Genomic DNA, 14,265 nt, shown 5'->3' on the forward strand with positions numbered 1-14,265 from the left:
GACGGACGATGTCGGCGGTTTGTAGAGTGTTGCGCGAAGCGGCGCGGGTTGCCGCCGCCATTAGCGTGAGGAAGCACCATGCAGCGCCGCTACATCACTGTCGACGTGTTCACCGATCGCGCCTTCGGCGGCAACCAGCTCGCCGTGGTGCTCGATGCTGCCGGGCTCTCGACGCAGCAGATGCAGGCGATCGCGACCGAGTTCAATTATTCCGAGACGACCTTCGTGCTGCCGCCGCGCGACCGGGATAACGACGCCGAGGTTCGCATTTTCACGCCGGTGAGGGAGATGCCGTTCGCGGGGCATCCCAATGTCGGCACCTCCTTCGTGCTGGCGAGCCTTGCGAGGGAGCCGAAGTCGCGTTTGCGGTTCGAGGAGAAGGCCGGCCTCGTGCCGATCGATATTTTTCGCGAGCAGGGGCGGGTCATCGGCACCGAGCTGACCGCGCCGCAGCCGCTGTCCCGATGGGCGGAAGTGTCCGCCGCTGATGTTGCGGCCTGCATCTCGCTCGCGGCCGACGACATCAGGATCGAACATCATGCACCGCAAGTCGTTGGCGTCGGAACGCCGTTTCTGGTGGCCGAGGTGGTGTCGCGTGAGGCGCTCAAGCGGGCAAGGCCCGACGCGGCCGCGTTCGGCAGGATCTTGCCGCGCGACGACGCCCGCTCGGTGTGGTTCTACACGCGTGATGTGCCCGCCTCGGAGGCGCCGTGCGAGCGGCAGGCGCGCATGTTCATGCGCGGCGCCGGCGGTCTCGCCGAAGATCCCGCCACCGGCAGCGCAACGGTCGCCGCAGCCGCGCTGTTCGCCGATCTCGATCCTGTCGGGGACGGCGAGTTGAAGCTCACCGTCGGCCAGGGCTTTGACATGGGTCGCCCCAGCATCCTGCAGACGCGCGTCGTCAAGCGCGACGGCAAGATCGTCTCCGCCCATGTCGGCGGTGCCTGCGTGCAGATGATGGAGGGGACGTTCAACCTGGCGGGGGAGGGGTAGGACCTTCGTAGCCCGGATGGAGCGAAGCGTAATCCGGGGACTGCCGGCGCGGAACGAAGGTCCCGGATTGCGCTTCGCTCCATCCGGGCTACGGACTACAACTGCTGCTACACCTGCCGCCCTGCCAAATTCTTCACCGCAACCCCGTCGCGTTCCTCGATGATCTCCGCGATCATCTGGCGGTGGCAATGGGCGTGGTCGCGCTCATAGCACAGCAGGCAGACCGGGCCGGCCTTCTTCACGAGGGCCGAGAGCTCATCCATCTGCTCTTTCGCCTCCGGCGTCTTCAGGTGCTTCGAGAAGATTTTCTCCAGCACATCGTACTGGCCACTGCGCGCAGCGAGGCGGCCTTCCTTTGGCGTGCCCAATGCGGCAAGATGCACATAGGCGATGCCGCGCTCATCGAGGCCTGCGGCGAGCTGCTTCTTGGAAAAGCCCGGCCGCCGTGACGACGTCACCGCGCGCACGTCGACCACGAGCTTGACGCCGGCCTGCTCGAGCTCATCCAGCACGGCCTTCGGCGGCGTTTGCTCGTAGCCGATGGTGAAGAGCTTCCTCGCCTTGGCCATGGAGGCTCCTCAACTCACCCGCGCGATCAGTTCCATGGCGCCGTGCGGCGCGCGTACCTTGCCCTCGTGGATGACATAGGCGAACACGTCGCGCGGTTCCTTTTTCGGCTTGGTCTTGTCAACTTTCGGCAGGTCGTCGGGTTCACTTCCCTGGGCCCAGGCCTTGAAGCGTGCGGCCCAGGCGTCGAGCTGCTTCGGTGGATAGCAGGTCTTGATCTCGTCATTGCCCTTTTGAAGCCGGGCGTAGACGAAATCGCCGGCGACATCGGCAATCGCGGGGTATTTGCCGTGTTCGGCAAACACCGCGGGCGTCTCGAACTCGCGGATCAGGGCGATGAAGTCAGGCGTGCAAAAACTGTCATGGCGCACTTCCACCACGTGGCGCAGCGCGCGCCCCTCGAGCTTGCGCGGCAGCAGCTCCAGAAACTTGCCGAAATCGGCGCCGTCGAATTTCTTGGTCGGCGCGAACTGCCACAGCGCGGGGCCGAGATGGTCGCCGAGTTCCAGCACGCCGGAATCATAGAAGCGCTTGATCGAATCGCCGGCCTCGGCCAGCACGCGGCGGTTGGTGGCAAAGCGCGGCCCCTTCACCGAGAATACAAAGCCCTCAGGCACTTCGCTCGCCCATTTGCGAAAGCTCTCCGGCTTCTGCGAGCCGTAATAGGTGCCGTTGATCTCGATCGAGGTCAGCTTCGAGGCGGCGTAGGACAGCTCCTTCGCCTGCGTCAGCTTCTCCGGATAGAACACGCCGCGCCAGGGCTCGAAGGTCCAGCCGCCGATGCCGATGTAGATGTTGCCGGATTTTTTGGTCGCGGTTTTTGCTTTGGCCACGGGAGGATCTCGCTCGACGGGAAGGGGAGAGCTGCATCCTATTCAAACCAGAAGTGATTGGCCAGTTGTTGCATCCCGTCTAAGCTTGCCCCGCGATCTGCACAAAAAGGAGAACAAGATGCGGATGCTGATGCTGGGAGCGGCGCTCGTCATGATGACATCTGCTGCCACACATTCCGTGAGGGCGGATGATGACGATGCGAAGGGCGCACAGAAGCTCGCGATGCAGGGCCGCGACGATTACTGGCATTGCCTGGCGCGCGAGTATTCGCGCGACTCCAATCAGGGCCTGTCGGAGCAGGAGTTCGGCCGCTCTGTTGCGGGGGCCTGTCCATCGGAGCGGCAATATTACCGGGTCGCGCTGCTCGATTATCTCACCACGCAATATCCTGATATCGATTCCGGCGCCCATCTCGCGACCGCGAACAGGGCGGTGGAGTCGGCGCAGAGGGACATCGTGACTGCTTACGTCAAGCACCGGCCGCCGGCGAAGTAGGGGTGTGGCGAATGGCCAATGACGAATAGGGCGGGAAGGCCTGGTTTACTTCATTCGCTACTCGCCATTCGCTATTCGCAACTCGCCCCCTGGCCCTTCCGACCGTGCATTCATCCGTGATATGACAGGGCTCATCTGGAACGGGGATGGGTTGGTATGTCGTCTGAGTCGGTCGGTGGCATTTTTGGCGCGATCGTCGCCGCAGTCGTGCTGGCGGTCGCCGTCGTCTTCGGGCCGATCGGCCAGTACGGCAAGCCTCCGAAGCCGGCCAAGGTCGAGGCCCCCGCCGCCATGGCGCCTGCGGCCCCTGTGGCCCCCGCGCCTCGGGGCCCAGTGATCCGGGAAGTCCCGAATCAATGATGGCCTGAAAAAGGGCGGGTTCGGCCTCTTGAAATCAGGCTTTTCCGTTCCCATCTAGCCCCTAACGGCGACGTTGAGCCAAAAGCTCCGGCGCTGGGACGACCTTGGAATAGCTTGGGCGTGCGCCGGATGTACGCGCGGTCCGCCGTTCCGGGGTCGTTGGCATTTTTGGGCCCCTTTGGGGCGGTTTCCCTGAAAAACCTCGGCTTGTAGCCCAAGAACTCGTAGCCCAAGAACTTGGCATCGCTGGACGCGGCGGATATACGCATGCCGTCATGAATGAAGCGATCAGACCGGACGCCCACAGCCAGGCCCAAGAGGGGCCCGAACTGTCGGTTATCGTCCCGACCTTCAACGAGCGCGACAACGTCACCGTGCTGTACCGGCGCCTGGAGGCGACGCTCGTTAACGTCGCCTGGGAGGTCGTGTTCGTCGACGACAATTCGCCCGATGGCACCTGGGACGTCGTGCGCGAGCTGGCGCAGAAAGACAGCCGCGTGCGCTGCATCCGCCGTATCGGCCGCCGCGGCCTCTCCGGCGCCTGCATCGAGGGCATCCTGGCCTCGAGCGCGCCTTATGCGGCCGTGATCGATGCCGACCTCCAGCACGACGAGACGCAGCTGCCGAAGATGTTGCTGCTGCTCGCAAGCGACAAGGCCGACCTCGTCGTCGGCAGCCGCTACATCGAGGGTTACAAGAGCGAAGGTTTCAACAAAAAGCGCGCCGGCGCCAGCGCGCTGGCGACCGAAGTCGCCAGGAAGATGCTCCGGGTCGAGATCGCCGATCCCATGAGCGGCTTCTTCATGGTCCGCCGCGACCGTTTCGAGCAATTGGCGCCGAAACTGTCGGTGCACGGCTTCAAGATCCTGCTCGACCTCGTTGCCACCGCGCACGGCAATTTGCGCGCCGTCGAAATTCCCTACACCTTCGGCGCCCGCCAGCACGGCGAGAGCAAGCTCGATTCGATGGTCGCGCTGGACTTCCTTGGCCTCGTCCTGGCAAAGCTGACCAACGACATCGTCTCGCTGCGCTTCATCCTGTTCGCGATGGTCGGCGGCATCGGCCTCATCGTGCATCTGGCCACGCTGTTCATCGCGCTTCAGCTGATCAAGGTGTCGTTCGCGGAGGCGCAGGCCGCCGGCGCGATCGTCGCCATGACCAGCAATTTCATCATGAACAACTTCCTCACCTATCGCGACCAGCGGCTGAAGGGTTTTGCGATCCTGCGCGGCCTGATCATGTTCTACATCGTCTGCAGCGTCGGCCTGCTCGCCAATGTCGGCGTCGCCTTCTCGGTCTACGATCAGGAGCCGATCTGGTGGTTGGCGGGCCTTGCCGGCGCACTGATGGGCGTGGTGTGGAACTATGCGATGTCCGGACTGTTCGTCTGGCGCAAGAAATAGTGCGCCGCTATGGGCGGGGCTGACGCGCGGATCGTCCGCAACACGGCGCTGGTGATCCTTGCGCTGGTCGCCCTGCGGCTGGTTGCGGCCGCGTATACCCCGATCACCTTCGACGAAGCCTATTACTGGATGTGGTCGAAGAACCTCGCGGGGGGGTATTACGACCACCCGCCGATGGTGGCTTACGTGATCCGCGCCGGCACCATGATCGCCGGCGATACCGAGTTGGGCGTCCGCCTGGTCTCGATCCTGCTCGCGCTGCCGATGAGCTATGCGATCTATCGCACCGCCGCGATCCTGTTTGGCGGTGCGCGCGTGGCGGCGACCAGCGCCATCCTGCTCAACGTCACCATGATGGCCTCGGTCGGCACGCTGATCGTGACGCCGGATGCGCCGCTGCTGGTTGCCTCGAGCTTCGTGCTGTTCTTCCTCGCCAAGGTGCTCGAGACCGGCCGCGGTGCCTGGTGGCTGGCAGTCGGCGCTGCCGTCGGCGCGGCGCTGCTGTCAAAGTACACCGCGATGTTCTTCGGTGCTGCGATCCTGATCTGGCTTGCGGCGGTGCCGAAGCTGCGGCGCTGGTTCCTCTCGCCCTGGCCCTATCTCGGCGGCCTCGTCGCGCTGGCGCTGTTCTCACCGGTGATCCTGTGGAATGCGGATCATCATTGGGTCTCGTTCGTCAAGCAGCTCGGGCGCGCCAGGATCGAGGATTTCCGCCCGGTCTTCATTGCCGAGTTGATCCCGACCCAGATCGCTTTCGCAACGCCACTGGTCTTCATCCTCGGTGCGATGGGTCTGCATGCGCTGACCTGGCGCCGGGCCGGCGCGCTGGCCTCGCGCGTGCTGATCGAGACGATGTTCTGGACCATTGTGGTCTATTTCGTCTGGCATTCGCTCCATGCCCGCGTCGAGGCCAACTGGTTTGCGCCGGTTTATCCGCCGTTCATTGTCGCCGCCGCGGCCGCCGCCAGCCTTGCACAGTGGAAGCCGCGGGCGCGCCGCCTGGTGGATTTCTGCCTGCGCTGGGCCGCCCCTGTTGGCATCGTGATGTTTGCCGCGCTGATCCTGCAGGCCAATACCGGCTGGCTTTCAGGCTATCGCCGCGACGCGACCGTGCGCAGCGTCGGCGTCGGCTGGCGCGAGCTTGCAGCCAATATCGAAGCCGAACGCGTCCGCAATGGCGCAACCTGCGTGCTCACGCCTGACTACGGCACCACGGGCTGGCTCGCCTTCTATCTGCCGCGCGGGGCTTGCGTGGTGCAGCAGAACCAGCGCATTCGCTGGGTCAACATGCCCGAGCCCGATCCGAAGCTGCTCGCGGGCAAGCTGCTCTATGTCGACGAGATCAGGCCCGGAGGCCATCCCTTCCTCAACGATCTCTTCACGCACGTGACGCGTGTCGCCGAGCTGCAGCGCAAGCGCGGGCCGCTCGTGGTCGAGACCTATGGTATCGATCTGCTTGAGCGGCCTAAGGGCGACGTGCTCGACCGCTCGCCGCCGCCTGAACTTGTGCCCTGAGCGATCACAAGATCTTGCCGTTGAACGACAACTCCTTGATCCGCTTTTCCCAGTCGATCAGGGACCGGTACCATCCCAGCGTATGGGTGGTGGGATCGTCGCCACTGACCGTGCCCCGCTCCAGCGCCTGCTTGATCTCCACGATGCCTTCATGGACGCGGGAGGATGGATCGAATTTCAGGCGCTGGATGATCTTGGCAAAGGACAAATTATAGGTTCGCTTGTCCGTCGCATCTGGGATCGTGTGGGTGACGATATTCGGAATGATGTCCTTGACGAAGTTCGCGAGCTGCTTGATCTGGTAGTTGAGATCGTCACTGCCGACGTTGAACGTTTCACCTGATACGACCGACGCTTCGCTCTCGATGCCCATCATGAGGGCGCGGCAGACATCATGAACGTGGATGAACGGCCGCCACTGCTCGCCGCCTCCCATGACGTAGATCACCCGCTCCTTCCAGGCGCGGAGGGTCATGACGTTGATGGCGAGATCGAAGCGCATGCGCGGAGCCAGGCCGAACACCGTGCTGTTGCGCAAAATGACCGTTTCGAACGTGTCGCTTTGCAGCTTGCGCAGCTCGTCCTCGACGTGAAGCTTGCTTTCGGCATAAAGCGTCTGCGGGCGACAGACGGCGTGCTCGTTGAGCGACACTTCCTGGCCGTGGCCGTAGACCGACGCCGAGCTCGAATAGACATAGCGGCGCACGCCGGCCCGCTTGGCCGCGCGAGCCAGGCGAACGCCGCCCTGGTGATTGATCGAGACCGTCAGCTCGGGGTCGATTTCGGCAGAGGCGTCGTTGCTCAGTCCGGCCAGATCGATGACGGCGTCCATCCCCTCGAACCGCTGGGGGTCGACGGTGCGGATGTCGTCGACGAGCATCTTGATATTCGGGTGAGAAGCCGCCTGCGTGAATCGATCTCGTCCGAAAAAGCATCGATCGAGCGCAGTCACCGAATAGCCCTTTTGCGCCAGCATCTGGCACAGAGGAATGCCGATATAGCCTCCGGCTCCAGTGACGAGAACTTTCTGCATGTCCTAGACTTCTTTGTTCTTGAGGGTCTCGGGTCGGTTGCTGCTCTGCGACTAAGGCTTCGGTCTGTTTTGCGCCTGTTGGCGCGCGTACCGGATGGCGGAAACGACGAGATCGCATTCTTCGTCGGTCATGTCGTTGTAGACCGGAAGCGCGATGACGTTGTAAGCGACCCTTTCCGTCACCGGCAAATTCACGTCCCTCTGCGTCGTGTAGGCCGTCATGTGGTGGCAGGGCGGGCTGTAATATTTGCGGACGAACACATTGTGCGTCTCGAGCGCCGACGCCAGCGCATCCCGGTCGAGCTCGAACTCACTGGCGTCGACGACGACAGGAAGATAGAGCCAGTTCGTTTGCGCGCCTGCTGGCTCTCGCCCCACGCGCAAACCTGGAATCTTGGAAAGCCCGGTCCGCATGCGCTCGACAGCCTGTCGGCGTGTCGCAATGGCCTGCTCGAACGTCTTGAGTTGCTCGAGGCCGATGAGGGCCGCTATCTCCAGCATTTTCCCGTTCAGGCCCGGCTCGTGACAATCAGCGCCGTCAACTTGCCCGAAGTTCCGCATCGCCTTGACGCGCGCGAGCAAGTCCGCATCGTGGCTGCAGACGCAACCGCCTTCCATCGTCGCGAAGGCCTTGGTGGCGTGGAAGCTGAACATCTGCGCGTCCGCGCACCCTCCCACCAGCTGCCCGTTGATGCGCGTTCCGAAGGAGGGGGCGCTATCGACCAGAAATTTCAGCTTGTGGCGTTCGGCTATCCCGGCGAGCGAAGCATAATCGCTGGGGATCCCATAAGCGTCGACGGCGAGGATGGCGACGGTTCGCTCCGTGATCCTGCGCTCGACATCATCAGGGTCGAGACGCATGGTCTGGTCGTCGAGAATATCGGCAAAGACCGGTTCGGCGCCGACCCATTTGATGGCATGCGGTGTTGCGCTGAACGTGTACGACGGCACGATCACTTCGCCGCCGGTGATCCCCGCGGCCCTCAGCATGGTCATCATCCCGATCTGGCCGTTGCAGAAAACCAGCGTCGGGACGCCCAGATACTCGCTCAAGCGCCTCTCGAATTCGACGACCCAGCGGGAATTGTTCGTGACCTGGCCGGTCTCCAGCGCTGTCTCGAAAGCGGCCAAGAACTGTTCGGTTCTCGGAAAGCTGGGACGCACGATATGAAGCGGGCTCAGGGCCAGCGGCGTGAGAGATTCAAGCGGGACTGCGGCAGTCATCTCGAGTCCTGATTGTCGATGCAAGTTTGTGACGGCCTATCGATATAGGTCGAGACTTGTGTGGAGCATTCGTGCGCGACGGGGTCCGCGATTGACAGGCGCGTTTGCACTAGCCGCGGCTGGCGAATCAATATTCTAGTGGCGCTCTCCGGCGTCCATCCGCTAACGGGCTTTTTGGCAAATGAAGAACTTCGTCATCAATCTCGATCGCCATCCAGAGAAATTCGAAAACTTCGTGAAGCGGAATGCAGACTGCGGAATCGCCTTCGAGCGTTTCCCCGCGACGAATGGCCTGGAGCTGACCGATCAGGAGGTGATGGCGATGCGGCTTGTTGCGCCCGGTTCGCAGTTCACCAGGGGAGCCGTTGGCGGTGCCGCTTCGCTGTGGCGGATATTGAACTGGATCGCCGGGCAGAACGAGCCCGCCCTTGTCTTCGAGGACGATTGTACCATCCGCCACGACATCATCGCGCGTCTGGAGAATTTGCTTCCGACTCTTGGAAACTGGGACCTCCTGGTGCTTGGTTGCAACACGGATTCAGTGCTCGATCTCGAGCTCGCGCAGGGCATGAAGTCGATGATGGTCTTTCGGCCTGCGCATCCGGACGACCGGAGTGATGCCGCTTTCCAGAGCGCGAATTCCCAGGTTGCCGCGCTCCGGCTGAACACTTGCTTCGGGCCAGCCGGAAACCTGATATCTCCGGCCGGGGCGACCAGGCTCCTGGAGCTGTGCTATCCGATGGATAATCGGCCGGTCCAAATCGAGGCGCTCGGCAATCGCATGCTGCGGACGACCGGGTTGGACGGGATGGGAAACAGCGTCTATCGCTTCATGCAGGCGTACGCCTGTTTCGCGCCGCTTGTGGTGCCGCGCAACAACAATGCGACGTCGACGACCTATACCCACGATGCGCGCGTTTGGGGCCAGCAGGGCGTCACACGATGAAACTCGCGATCATGCAGCCGTATTTTCTGCCCTATATCGGCTACTATCAGCTCATCGGTGCGGTCGATCTCTTCATCGTCTATGATAACGTCAAATATGTAAAAAAGGGCTGGGTCAATCGCAACCGGATGCTGGTCAACGGCAAAGACGCGTTGTTCTCGCTGCCGTTGAAGAAGGCCTCGGACGCGCTTGATATCCGCGACAGGGAGTTGGCGGCCGAGTTCGACCGTCCAAAGCTGCTTCATCAATGGCGGGGAGCCTATAGAACCGCTCCCTTCTTCAAGCAGACCTTCCCGCTTCTGGAAGAGATTGTCGGCTTTCAAGATCCAAATCTATTTCGCTATCTCTTCAATTCGCTGCGGATGACCTGCGCGCATCTCGGTTTGAAGACCGCCTTCAAGATTTCGTCCGAGGTGCCGATCGATCATTCCCTCAAGTTCCAGGACAGGGTGCTCGCATTGTGCGAAGCGGAAGGCACGCAAAAGTACATCAACGCGATCGGCGGCCTGGAGCTCTATGATGCCGATGCTTTCAGGGCCCGCGGGATCGAATTCAGGGCGCTGCGATCCAGGCCGTTTCCCTATGAGCAGTTCGGGCAGCCCCATGTGCCATATCTGTCGATCGTCGATCTCTTGATGTTCAACCCGGTGTCGAAGTTGAGCGAGATCATCGCCGAAAATTACGATCTGGTTGAACAGGACGCGTAGGCCGTCAAGGTGCGTCGATCCGAAACGACCAGGCGTCGAGATCGACGCCTCATTCGAACACGACGTAACTCTGCTGCGGCGAGATCGTGCTGCGGCAGATGCGATAGCCCTGGGTGCCCCATGCTTCGCGCAGCGCCAGGGTTTCGCCCGGATTCTCGGCGAGGACCAGCTCGTCAAACCCGACGATGCTGTTCTTCGCCAGATAGGGGCGAATGAGCTCGAGGCATCTCTTGGTCGGTTCGTAGAGATCGAGATCGAAATAGGCCAGCGAGATGATCGTCTCGGGGTGCTTCTCAAGATACGCGGGAAGGGTCTTGGTCACGTCGCCTTTGACTAGCTCGAACTTGCGGAGGTGGCTGCGCGGTGCGAGTTTCTCCTGCGCCGACAGGATGTCTGCCAGCACGTCTTCGTAATTGGGCGTGACGCTGAGCCCGCCGACCTTCAGCCCGTCGAAATCGCCGTCCTGGGGCGCCACCGACGGGAAGCCCTCGAACGTATCGAAGCCAACAACCTTGCGGCTCATGTTGTAGGGTTCGTAGATGTGGCGCATGGTCGTGAACAGCGCCATGTTCTGGCCCCAGCGAACGCCGAATTCCATGATGACGCCATGGGTGCGCAGGGTCATCGAATAAAGGTCATGCATGAAGAGGATGCGCGCCAGCGACGGGCGATTGAGGAACAGGCCGAGATTTGCGTGGAATTCACGCGGAGGCAGCGGCGAGGTCTTCATCAGCTCCTGCAGCCGGCTGTAAGCGGCCACTTCGTCCCGGGCAGCATAGGTAAAGTTCTGCGCGTCCTCTAGGTCGTTTGATGTCATGATTTGTGCTCGCACGTTTTCATGTTGATGAGAGGAGCGGACAACGCCGGGTTCGCGAGGGTCAATCTGCGAGCCGCCTGAGATTCTTCGCGCCAGTCTTCAGTCCGCCATAGTAGTAGTCGTGGAATCCCGCGGCCTCCATCCGGTCAAAGACCTTTTGCATGTCGTACGCGACCCGGTGCAGCGCGAAGGTCTCGCCGTCGAAGGTTGCGAACGCGGCTCGTGGATCGCCGTCGCGCGGCTGTCCGACGGATCCCGGGTTGCAATAGGTCTTTCCGCCGAAGCGGTGGATGCTTTGCACGTGGGTATGACCGCTTACGAAATGTGTGCCGGACAGGCGCGCGAAATAGTCCTCGCTCGGATTGGTCAGGTACTCGTCGATCGGATCGCTCCAGCCGGCGTGGACGATCCGGACAGTGTCCATTTGCATTTGCAGGTGAAAGGCCCTCAGCCAGTTCACGTTTTCGGACGTGATGACCTTACGCTGATAGACCAGACACTCGTTCACGCTCCTGGATCTGGTGCAGAACCCACCGTAGCCGAGATACCAGTCATGGTTGCCGAGAACGCTTGGGATGCCGCGCCTTCTCAGCTCATCGCAGCATTCGTTCACCTGGGAATAATAGCCGACCACGTCGCCCACGCAGACGATCTCCTCGACGCGCATGCGGTCGATCTCGGCAAGAACCGCTTTCAGCGCCTCGAAATTTCCGTGGATGTCAGAGATGAACGCTATGGTCATGGAAGATGAAATCCTCGGTATAGCGGACGGCTCTGCCGCGCTTGATGTCTGGTTGCACCGGCAGTCGTTGCTCGATGGCCATGTCGACCGCCATGAGCGCCTCGTTGTAGCCAAAGGCGGCGCGGATCGACGTCGATGACGAAATCCTCGGATTGATCTCGAGCAGCTTCAGGCCCGTGTCAGTCTTGCGGAACTGGATATTGGTTGGCCCGATTGGCGAAAACGCCTTGCTCAGATCCCGGATCGCGTCGGAGAACTCGGCGTGGTCGACGACCTCGGCCTTTTCCGTGAATCCATCCTTGGAGAGTTTTCGGCGAAGCGCCATGCAGGCGGAAAAGCCCCCTTGTCCGTCGCAGAACGCGGACACGGTAAATTCCTCGTCGTCTCGTCCGACGATGGGTTGGGCCATCAAAATTGTCTTTGTCGCGGGAGCAATCCTGGCAAGCTGCTCCGCAGTCTCGACCGTCACGATGCCCTTGGAGCCAAAGCCGCGGCGAGGTTTCAGCAGGAATGGCAAGCCGCAATTCGCCTTGAGGACATCGAAGTCGATGTCCAGATAGCTCGGGATCGCGTAGCGCGGCATCAATTCCTGCTGCCGCTGGTAGAAGGCCCATTTGTCGGAGCAGAGGGAAATCAGCTCGCGCGAATTGAGAACGACCCTGGTTCCGGTCGCTTCAAGTTCGGCGACGTGATCTGCCCATTTGTACATGTCGGCATCGATGCCGGGGAATGCGACGTCGACCCGATGTTTGCGCAGCAGCGCGGCAAGCCGGTCGATGTAGTCAGGCGCATCGGTCCTGGGGACGATCTCAAAGATGTCGCAAAATCCCGGCGCGACCGAGTCGGCATAGATCGAGGTGCCGATGAGCGTCATCGGTCGCTTCGACAGTCTGAGGGAGCGCAGGATTCCGTAGCCGACGATTCCGGCGGCGCCGGAAACCAGGACTGTCGTCACGATGCCAGCCTTCGATGAGCCGCTTCCATCTGCATGCCTTGCTCGGTGGATATGCGGGGAAGATAATCGATCATCCGGAACAACGTGTCGTCGCAAGAAAAGCCGTTGTCCGGGATGTCGGGCTTATCCCTCAGGAACCTGACCTTGCTCTTGCTTTCAAAAGCCGTAATCGCCGCCGCCGCAATCTGCGAATATCTGACGTTGTCGGGATTCACGCAGCGATAGATGCCCTCGATCCGCATCGCAATGACGGCCGAGAGAATCTTGGCCACGTCGTCAGCGTGAATGAAGTTTCTCAGAGGGTCATTCGAGCCGAAGATGTCGATGTCTTCGTTTCTCTCGGCCTTGTCCATCATGGTGTAGAGGAAAGGCTGATGTTTTCGAAACGACTCTCCCACGCCATAGATCTGGGAGGGTTTGAGTACCGCGACAGGCAGCCGAAGCTCTCTGCCGCAGAACCGCGCAACGTCCTCGGAATGCCTTTTTGAAAGGGCGTAAGCTCCGGAGAAGGGAGAATCGTTGGCGAGATCCGAGAAAATGCTTGAGATATGCACCAAGTGCTTCGCGTTGGCCCTGGAGCTGGCGTGACAGAGCTTCATCAGGCCGAGCACGTTGACATTCATGGCTTGCAGCGTGTCGGGCAATTCTTTGCCGCCGAAGGCGGCCGCCATATTCACCACGCAGTCGATCCCGCCGGGAATCTGTACATCGTTCGAACATAGGTCCAGCTCGACATCGCAACCGCTGCGCCCGGCCGTCAGCACGTCGTACCGTTCACGAAGCAGCGGGATCAGCGCCTGCGCGCATGCCGAGGTTCGGCCTACGATCAACACCCTCATGATCGCGCCGAACCGTCTGGCGTGAGCTGCGCCAGCAGCCCGCAGGACAGCTCCGGGTAGTCAACGCCCATCTCGCACAAGGCTTGGATGATCTTGGTGTCGAGATGCAACGACAGGAGCTGGCTAGTCGCGAAGGGCTTGAGATAGATGCCTTCCATTCTCTCTATTTTGTAGCCGGCTTCGGTCACCAGCTTGGTGAGGGAGCCGACCGTAAAGTACCGCTGGTGCCCAAGAACCAGATCGTTCTCCGAAAGAGCCTCCATATCCGGCAGCATTCCGGCAAGATGTCCGAGCCTTCGGTTCATGACCTCGGCGTTGGGGACCGCCACAAAGAGTTTGCCCGTGGGGGCCAGAAAGTTCCTGAAACGGTTCAAGATCAGAAGGGGGTCGTCGACATGTTCGAGAATGAACCCCATGACAATGAGGTCGAATTGTTCGTCCGTCTCGAACTCCTCGAAGTAGGTTTCGATGACCTCGCTTCTGTTCTCCGGGAACCGCAGCTTGAAGTTTTGGATGACTGCGGGGGAGCCTTCAAGAACCACATGACGCTCGCAGCAGTCCGAAAAGAGTTCGGTGGCGAAGCCGTGTCCCAGCCCGAGGTCCAGGACGGCGCCCGGATCCTTGACGACACGAGCAATGCGCTTCGGATACCAGGTCAACGAAATCTCGTTGTCGAAATCGTAGACGCTTTTGCCCTCGTAGGCGGCGACATGGACATCCAGCCGACTGTTCATGGGCTCTCTTTCCCCTGGTTCGATGCGCCATCGGACGCCCGATCTCACGCTTATCAACGGCCCATTTGATTCGCCACGCGCGGGCGCGGCGAAGCGAAGGC

At 61.4% G+C, this 14,265-nt stretch carries 16 protein-coding genes; 7 read left to right on the plus strand and 9 right to left on the minus strand.

The genetic code is table 11. The features are described 5' to 3' along the window. Positions 1-78 precede the first annotated feature (78 nt). Positions 79-993, plus strand: coding sequence for a PhzF family phenazine biosynthesis protein (locus ACNJX9_RS16215; RefSeq protein WP_057748811.1), 915 nt, complete (start codon positions 79-81; stop codon positions 991-993). A 107-nt stretch (positions 994-1,100) separates the two neighbouring features. Here the strand turns inward: ACNJX9_RS16215 and ACNJX9_RS16220 are convergent, their stop codons facing one another. Both ACNJX9_RS16220 and ACNJX9_RS16225 read right to left on the minus strand, forming a co-directional pair. Continuing rightward, entirely contained in the window at positions 1,101-1,562 is a 462-nt protein-coding gene (locus ACNJX9_RS16220; protein ID WP_439409521.1) for a DUF488 domain-containing protein, read from the minus strand. 9 nt (positions 1,563-1,571) lie between these two features. Beyond that, complete coding sequence (locus ACNJX9_RS16225) at positions 1,572-2,393, minus strand: DUF72 domain-containing protein (protein ID WP_439409522.1); 822 nt, start codon at positions 2,391-2,393, stop codon at positions 1,572-1,574. 118 nt (positions 2,394-2,511) lie between these two features. On the opposite strand from ACNJX9_RS16225, the gene ACNJX9_RS16230 reads away from it, so the two are divergent. From ACNJX9_RS16230 to ACNJX9_RS16245, 4 genes are all read left to right on the plus strand, one after another. Beyond that, positions 2,512-2,889, plus strand: coding sequence for a hypothetical protein (locus ACNJX9_RS16230; RefSeq protein WP_271597035.1), 378 nt, complete (start codon positions 2,512-2,514; stop codon positions 2,887-2,889). Between the two features lie 156 nt (positions 2,890-3,045). Beyond that, on the plus strand, positions 3,046-3,249 hold the full coding sequence (locus ACNJX9_RS16235) for a hypothetical protein (RefSeq protein ID WP_057748802.1): 204 nt from the start codon (positions 3,046-3,048) through the stop codon (positions 3,247-3,249). A gap of 275 nt (positions 3,250-3,524) precedes the next feature. Beyond that, on the plus strand, positions 3,525-4,652 hold the full coding sequence (locus ACNJX9_RS16240) for a glycosyltransferase family 2 protein (RefSeq protein WP_057748801.1): 1,128 nt from the start codon (positions 3,525-3,527) through the stop codon (positions 4,650-4,652). Between the two features lie 9 nt (positions 4,653-4,661). Then, positions 4,662-6,167, plus strand: coding sequence for a glycosyltransferase family 39 protein (locus tag ACNJX9_RS16245; protein ID WP_439409523.1), 1,506 nt, complete (start codon positions 4,662-4,664; stop codon positions 6,165-6,167). Positions 6,168-6,171: 4 nt separating this feature from the next. Here ACNJX9_RS16245 and ACNJX9_RS16250 read toward each other — a convergent pair whose 3' ends face one another. Both ACNJX9_RS16250 and ACNJX9_RS16255 read right to left on the minus strand, forming a co-directional pair. Next, positions 6,172-7,200 carry an NAD-dependent epimerase/dehydratase family protein gene (locus ACNJX9_RS16250; RefSeq protein WP_439409524.1) on the minus strand — a complete coding sequence of 343 codons (1,029 nt, stop codon included), beginning with the start codon at positions 7,198-7,200 and terminating at the stop codon, positions 6,172-6,174. Positions 7,201-7,251: 51 nt separating this feature from the next. Continuing rightward, a complete protein-coding gene (locus ACNJX9_RS16255) occupies positions 7,252-8,424 on the minus strand; it encodes a DegT/DnrJ/EryC1/StrS family aminotransferase (protein ID WP_439409525.1) in 1,173 nt (390 codons plus the stop codon). A gap of 181 nt (positions 8,425-8,605) precedes the next feature. Here ACNJX9_RS16255 and ACNJX9_RS16260 point away from each other — a divergent pair, with 181 nt between their 5' ends. Continuing rightward, the gene (locus ACNJX9_RS16260) at positions 8,606-9,370 is read left to right on the plus strand and encodes a glycosyltransferase family 25 protein (RefSeq protein ID WP_439409526.1); all 765 of its coding nucleotides are present in this window, start codon (positions 8,606-8,608) and stop codon (positions 9,368-9,370) included. Further along, complete coding sequence (locus ACNJX9_RS16265) at positions 9,367-10,077, plus strand: WbqC family protein (protein ID WP_439409527.1); 711 nt, start codon at positions 9,367-9,369, stop codon at positions 10,075-10,077. The genes ACNJX9_RS16260 and ACNJX9_RS16265 overlap by 4 nt, the downstream gene beginning before the upstream one ends. Before the next feature lie 49 nt (positions 10,078-10,126). Here the strand turns inward: ACNJX9_RS16265 and ACNJX9_RS16270 are convergent, their stop codons facing one another. The 5 genes from ACNJX9_RS16270 to ACNJX9_RS16290 form a co-directional block, all read right to left on the minus strand. Next, entirely contained in the window at positions 10,127-10,894 is a 768-nt protein-coding gene (locus ACNJX9_RS16270) for a hypothetical protein (RefSeq protein ID WP_439409528.1), read from the minus strand. A 61-nt stretch (positions 10,895-10,955) separates the two neighbouring features. Continuing rightward, positions 10,956-11,636 carry a metallophosphoesterase family protein gene (locus ACNJX9_RS16275; RefSeq protein WP_439409529.1) on the minus strand — a complete coding sequence of 227 codons (681 nt, stop codon included), beginning with the start codon at positions 11,634-11,636 and terminating at the stop codon, positions 10,956-10,958. Then, a complete protein-coding gene (locus ACNJX9_RS16280) occupies positions 11,614-12,591 on the minus strand; it encodes an ATP-grasp domain-containing protein (RefSeq protein ID WP_439409530.1) in 978 nt (325 codons plus the stop codon). The genes ACNJX9_RS16275 and ACNJX9_RS16280 overlap by 23 nt, the downstream gene beginning before the upstream one ends. Beyond that, positions 12,588-13,430: an NAD-dependent epimerase/dehydratase family protein gene (locus tag ACNJX9_RS16285; protein WP_439409531.1), complete on the minus strand. Its 843-nt coding sequence runs from the start codon at positions 13,428-13,430 to the stop codon at positions 12,588-12,590. Before ACNJX9_RS16285 ends, ACNJX9_RS16280 begins: the two co-directional genes overlap by 4 nt. Continuing rightward, positions 13,427-14,164 (minus strand): class I SAM-dependent methyltransferase, encoded by a 738-nt coding sequence (locus ACNJX9_RS16290; protein WP_439409532.1) that lies wholly within the window; start codon positions 14,162-14,164, stop codon positions 13,427-13,429. The genes ACNJX9_RS16285 and ACNJX9_RS16290 overlap by 4 nt, the downstream gene beginning before the upstream one ends. Positions 14,165-14,265: the final 101 nt, after the last annotated feature.

Source organism: Bradyrhizobium sp. BLXBL-03, from assembly GCF_051853015.1.
GTDB lineage: Bacteria > Pseudomonadota > Alphaproteobacteria > Rhizobiales > Xanthobacteraceae > Bradyrhizobium > Bradyrhizobium manausense.

Coding starts and splice junctions, on each gene's coding strand:
- ACNJX9_RS16215 (WP_057748811.1), top strand. CDS start 79: ATGCAGCGCCGCTACATCACTGTCGACGTGTTCACCGATCGCGCCTTC.
- ACNJX9_RS16220 (WP_439409521.1), bottom strand. CDS start 1,562: ATGGCCAAGGCGAGGAAGCTCTTCACCATCGGCTACGAGCAAACGCCG.
- ACNJX9_RS16230 (WP_271597035.1), top strand. CDS start 2,512: ATGCGGATGCTGATGCTGGGAGCGGCGCTCGTCATGATGACATCTGCT.
- ACNJX9_RS16235 (WP_057748802.1), top strand. CDS start 3,046: ATGTCGTCTGAGTCGGTCGGTGGCATTTTTGGCGCGATCGTCGCCGCA.
- ACNJX9_RS16240 (WP_057748801.1), top strand. CDS start 3,525: ATGAATGAAGCGATCAGACCGGACGCCCACAGCCAGGCCCAAGAGGGG.
- ACNJX9_RS16245 (WP_439409523.1), top strand. CDS start 4,662: ATGGGCGGGGCTGACGCGCGGATCGTCCGCAACACGGCGCTGGTGATC.
- ACNJX9_RS16250 (WP_439409524.1), bottom strand. CDS start 7,200: ATGCAGAAAGTTCTCGTCACTGGAGCCGGAGGCTATATCGGCATTCCT.
- ACNJX9_RS16255 (WP_439409525.1), bottom strand. CDS start 8,424: ATGACTGCCGCAGTCCCGCTTGAATCTCTCACGCCGCTGGCCCTGAGC.
- ACNJX9_RS16260 (WP_439409526.1), top strand. CDS start 8,606: ATGAAGAACTTCGTCATCAATCTCGATCGCCATCCAGAGAAATTCGAA.
- ACNJX9_RS16265 (WP_439409527.1), top strand. CDS start 9,367: ATGAAACTCGCGATCATGCAGCCGTATTTTCTGCCCTATATCGGCTAC.
- ACNJX9_RS16270 (WP_439409528.1), bottom strand. CDS start 10,894: ATGACATCAAACGACCTAGAGGACGCGCAGAACTTTACCTATGCTGCC.
- ACNJX9_RS16275 (WP_439409529.1), bottom strand. CDS start 11,636: ATGACCATAGCGTTCATCTCTGACATCCACGGAAATTTCGAGGCGCTG.
- ACNJX9_RS16285 (WP_439409531.1), bottom strand. CDS start 13,430: ATGAGGGTGTTGATCGTAGGCCGAACCTCGGCATGCGCGCAGGCGCTG.
- ACNJX9_RS16290 (WP_439409532.1), bottom strand. CDS start 14,164: ATGAACAGTCGGCTGGATGTCCATGTCGCCGCCTACGAGGGCAAAAGC.